The 2,790-nt window shown below is 34.8% G+C and carries 4 protein-coding genes; 1 reads left to right on the top strand and 3 read right to left on the bottom strand.

Annotated features, from left to right (window positions below; genetic code table 11):
- The coding region (locus CBG25_RS18545) for an ATP-binding protein (RefSeq protein WP_290603782.1) at positions 1-112 on the top strand (112 nt) is incomplete at its 5' end.
- An 88-nt stretch (positions 113-200) separates the two neighbouring features.
- Here the strand turns inward: CBG25_RS18545 and CBG25_RS18550 are convergent.
- The 3 genes from CBG25_RS18550 to CBG25_RS18560 all read right to left on the bottom strand — a co-directional run bounded on the left by CBG25_RS18550 (position 201) and on the right by CBG25_RS18560 (position 2,565).
- The gene (locus CBG25_RS18550; RefSeq protein WP_290608509.1) at positions 201-1,241 is read right to left on the bottom strand and encodes an IS481 family transposase; all 1,041 of its coding nucleotides are present in this window, start codon (positions 1,239-1,241) and stop codon (positions 201-203) included.
- Between the two features lie 166 nt (positions 1,242-1,407).
- Entirely contained in the window at positions 1,408-2,205 is a 798-nt protein-coding gene (locus CBG25_RS18555) for a tyrosine-type recombinase/integrase (RefSeq protein ID WP_290608511.1), read from the bottom strand.
- A 66-nt stretch (positions 2,206-2,271) separates the two neighbouring features.
- Positions 2,272-2,565, bottom strand: coding sequence for a helix-turn-helix transcriptional regulator (locus CBG25_RS18560; RefSeq protein ID WP_290608513.1), 294 nt, complete (start codon positions 2,563-2,565; stop codon positions 2,272-2,274).
- Positions 2,566-2,790: the final 225 nt, after the last annotated feature.

Genomic DNA, 2,790 nt, shown 5'->3' on the forward strand with positions numbered 1-2,790 from the left:
AACCCATGCAGATGCAATCTTAGATCGGCTGGTTCATGGCAGCATCAAATTAGAGCTAAAAGGAGAATCAATGCGAAAAATACAAACGCTATTGACTGATGGAGATCAGTGAAGTTAATTTAAAAAATGGTTCTGTGATAATGTGTAGTAGCTTAGACTTGATCTGACAGTTACCGGTTATTTATACAGTATCTGTCAGTTTAAATCTGATTTAAATCTTTCTCTCTCCAAAGTTGTTTTCCATCCTGTAAAGTTGCCAAAGGGGTACGACCACAACACATTTTTCCTTGATGAGTACGCTGGTTATTATATTGCTCTAACCATTTGTCTAAATCATATTGTAATTCATCTAAAGTCCCATAGATTTTCTTACGAAAAGCCACCTGATAGAACTCTTGTAATACGGTTTTATGAAAGCGTTCACAAATCCCATTAGTTTGAGGGGAGCGGGCTTTGGTTTTTGTGTGATCAATATCGTTGATAGCCAAATAAAGTTGATAATCGTGATGTTCAACTTTACCACAATACTCACTGCCTCTATCTGTCAATATACGTAATATCGGTAACCCATGTTGCGTATAAAAAGGCAGAACCTTATCATTTAATAAATCCGCCGCCGTTATTGAGCTTTTCGTTGTGTAAAGCTTACAGTGAACCACTTTACTGTAAGTATCAATATAAGTCTGTTGATAAACACGACCAACGCCTTTTAAATGACCGACATAGAAAGTATCCTGTGACCCTAGATAACCCGGATGTGCCGTTTCAATCTCACCACTAGCCTCATCATCCTGCGCTTTCTTTTCCAAGGCGCTGATTTGTGATTCAGACAGCATAATCCCTTCTGTCGCTATTTTATCTTCAAGCGCTTTTAAGCGTTTTGTGAAATTTTCGAGATTATGACGTAACCAAATAGAACGAACACCACTACCAGAAACAAAAATGCCTTTTTTTCTTAGTTCATTACTACTACGATGTTGTCCGTGGGCAGGGTATTTAATCGCATATTGAACCACCGCGCTTTCAATCTGTTCATCTACTCTGTTTTTTATGTTAGGTACCCGTCGATTTTGATTAATTAAAGCATCTATCCCACCATCATCAACAAGTTCCTGATAGCGATAAAAAGTATCTCGGGATACTCCCATAATCTTACAGGCTTTTGATACGTTACGAAGCTCTTCAGCAAGGTTAAGTAAGCCGACTTTGTGTTTGATGATAGGATTATTTGTTTGATACATAAAATTACCTTTTATTTAATTATCTAATGATGTTAATTAAAACCGGTAACTTTCTTTTTTAAATCAGAATTGTCAGATTAAGTTAAGACTAATACAGTTAATTTAAAAAATGGTTCTGTGATAATGACATAAAGCGATCTCCATCGATGTTAATAAGTGATCTTCTTCATGGTAATACGCACCCGTCTGGTAAATCAGGTTTTATGATTTTAAGCTTTACTTTAAAATTTTGATAATCAACTTCAAACAACAAGCCTGACTCTTTCGTCTTAATAAACTTTTCTAGCTCATTTGATATAGGCACTGTTCTTTGCTTTACATTTTTTGTTTGCAAGAAAGTAACACGTCCATTCATAACTTGTTCACTTTTTAATGTTGCAGCTTCACTCCATCTTGCTCCAGTGCTGATACAAAGTAACGCTAGCCGTTTTTCATCATTTAATAAGACATTAAGTAAATTTCTAATCTCACTCTGTGATAAAAAAGTCATTTCAGGTTGTTTTTCCTTCAACGGCGGTAAACCTTTTATTGGATTATCACCTACAAACATTTCTAATTTCTGTAATGCTGTTAACATGCCTGACAAACGGTACATGTCCCTATTTATTGTTGAAGGACTGACATCATTCATTAATCTTTGTGTTCGGTGCTCTAGCAAAATTCTTTTATTCAACCTATTAATAGGTGGATTATCTAATGATGAAATAGTTTTCTTAAGTTGCCTCAATTCAATTTGGCCATTTTTTAAAGTTGAACCATAGTAAAGCCACCATAATTCCAGTAATTCACTTAAAGTTCGACGATCCTTTTTTGTACCTATGCTTTCTGCATGAGATTGTGTATATCGAACAAAGGCAATTGCTTCAGATTTCTTATTAAATTTTTTCCTTATCCGGTTTCCTTGCCGTCCAAGGGGTCTAATGTCCACAAAATATCGACCATCATCGAGCTTCTTAATAGGCATAAGAAAGCCCTCCGATGTTGCATAATGCTTGACTATCTATCCAGTCAAGAAATAAAAAATGTAGATCTAACCAGTTTTCTGGTCTGAGTGGCCTGATGTTGTTATTTCGAGACCACCAGGGGAGAGAATCGGACTTATTTGTCCTATTTTTTCATTTGTTCTATTTGTCATAAGCCACATCAAATATTTATCAAAACGTGGATGCTTAACTATGTTTGCTAAAGCATTACCACCTGGTTCGAAATGGCCACCTTCATATTTTTTTAATGTATTTATCGGCAAATCAATAAGTTCGCAGAATTCTTTTTGAGTTAAGCCTTCATACATTCTCAATAATTTTATTTTTTTTCCTAGATTCATTTGACAAGGTTCCTAAATAGATCTAAATTATTAAATAAGATTCCTATATAGACACTTAAATGCCAAAAAACGCTTACTTAAACATCTATAAGAGATTATAAACTAGTTGCTGAATAGAGACTTGCATTTTTTGTCACGCTATTGAGAATAAAAAGAGGTTTAACTTAGAGAATAAAGGTTTGAAATGATCAACAAAGAGCGGCTGTTACGAGATAATCGTTTATG

The organism is Arsenophonus sp. ENCA, assembly GCF_002287155.1.
GTDB classification, from domain to species: domain Bacteria; phylum Pseudomonadota; class Gammaproteobacteria; order Enterobacterales; family Enterobacteriaceae; genus Arsenophonus; species Arsenophonus nilaparvatae.

Excerpts from the sequence above, each read along its gene's own strand:
- CBG25_RS18550 (WP_290608509.1), bottom strand. The coding sequence starts at position 1,241 with ATGTATCAAACAAATAATCCTATCATCAAACACAAAGTCGGCTTACTT.
- CBG25_RS18560 (WP_290608513.1), bottom strand. The coding sequence starts at position 2,565 with ATGAATCTAGGAAAAAAAATAAAATTATTGAGAATGTATGAAGGCTTA.
- CBG25_RS18555 (WP_290608511.1), bottom strand. The coding sequence starts at position 2,205 with ATGCCTATTAAGAAGCTCGATGATGGTCGATATTTTGTGGACATTAGA.